The 1,316-nt window shown below is 59.4% G+C and carries 1 protein-coding gene and 1 tRNA gene; one reads left to right on the plus strand and one right to left on the minus strand.

Annotation, left to right across the window (positions count from 1 at the left end):
- Window positions 1-104: 104 nt before the first annotated feature.
- Window positions 105-872 carry a hypothetical protein gene (locus MJ643_RS30335; RefSeq protein ID WP_023661070.1) on the minus strand — a complete coding sequence of 256 codons (768 nt, stop codon included), beginning with the start codon at window positions 870-872 and terminating at the stop codon, window positions 105-107.
- 315 nt (window positions 873-1,187) lie between these two features.
- Between MJ643_RS30335 and MJ643_RS30340 the strand changes: the two genes are divergently transcribed.
- Window positions 1,188-1,263 (plus strand) — tRNA-Glu (locus MJ643_RS30340).
- The last annotated feature ends 53 nt before the right edge of the window (window positions 1,264-1,316 follow it).

The following is a 1,316-nucleotide window of genomic DNA, read 5'->3' on the forward strand; positions in this document are numbered from 1 at the left end:
TACCCATAGATCCCCCAAGGGTTGGATTGGTGTCCAACTTCTTGGGGGCAGTCCACCCTGTGGGAGCGGCTTTAGCCGCGAAGAGGCCGGTACAGGTTAAAGCATCAGTCGTACATCACCTTCTTCTTCCAGGTCTCTTCCTCATCGGTCTTGAGCCCCTGGGTCAGTTCATTCTGCTCGTCCTCCGCCGGGGCCAGGCGGTCCAGCACCTGGGCGTTGGCCCGAGCCAGCAGCTTCTCCAGGTACGTCAGCTGCTCTTCATACACCTTCGGTTCCGGCTGCTTGCGCAGGTACTGCACGCCGCGCTCGAAGGCCAGGCGCGCCTGGCCTGGCTGGTTCTGCTGCAGGGCCTGCTGGCCGAGGTTGTTGAAGAACTCGATATGCAGCAGCACCAGGATATGGCGGATTTCCTTGATCCATTGCTTGGCCTCGGGCGTGGGCAGGAAGCCCTCCTGGGCGGCGCGGGTCACCTGGTTGTGCAACGCCTCCAGCAGGAAACGCACATCCTTGGCCTTGATCTCGGTCTGGATCGGGTTGGGCGGGTTGTTCACCGGAATCTGCGCACCCTGGGCAATCAGGTTTTCCAGTTCGGCGATGCGCGCCTTGATCTCGGCATTGTGCTTGTCCATCGCCAATTGACGCTGGTTGAGGTTGAGCTCCAGGCGGGTCAGCAGCAACTTCAGCGCCGGGGTCATGAACTGGCCGGGGAAGGTCTCGGTGATTTCGCCACAGCGGCGCAGGCGGTCGGCCAGCTCGATCTTCATCCGGGCGCGCTCGAGCTTGCCGTTCTCGACCACATTGTTTAGGTAGCCGATCACGATCAGCAGCGCGATACCCGACACGATGAGCAGGGTGATCAGAAGTGGTGTCACCGTTAATGCCTCATTGAAGAAGAATTACAGCTTTGAGTGTAGTGAGTTTGCCGGGGGGCGAATAGCGGCTATATGCCTGTACCGGCCCTTTCGCGGCTAAAGCCGCGAAAGGGCCGGTACAGGATTGCTTCTCTCTATATCGGCAACCCAACCCGCCTCTGCACCCCAACCCACCCGGAAGTCATTGATTTAAATAAATTTCTACAAAGGGGTTGACGCCTGTCCGAACCATCCATAGAATGCGCGCCACTTGCAGCGTAAAGCACACAGCGAAACGCGGCAGGGAGTGAAAGCAGGCAGTAATGCCAGCAGCGTGTCCCCTTCGTCTAGTGGCCTAGGACACCGCCCTTTCACGGCGGTAACAGGGGTTCGAGTCCCCTAGGGGACGCCAAATTGCGGGAATAGCTCAGTTGGTAGAGCACGACCTTGCCAAGGTCGGGGTCG

It is taken from the genome of Pseudomonas sp. PNPG3 (assembly GCF_023093815.1).
Classification (GTDB): domain Bacteria; phylum Pseudomonadota; class Gammaproteobacteria; order Pseudomonadales; family Pseudomonadaceae; genus Aquipseudomonas; species Aquipseudomonas asiatica.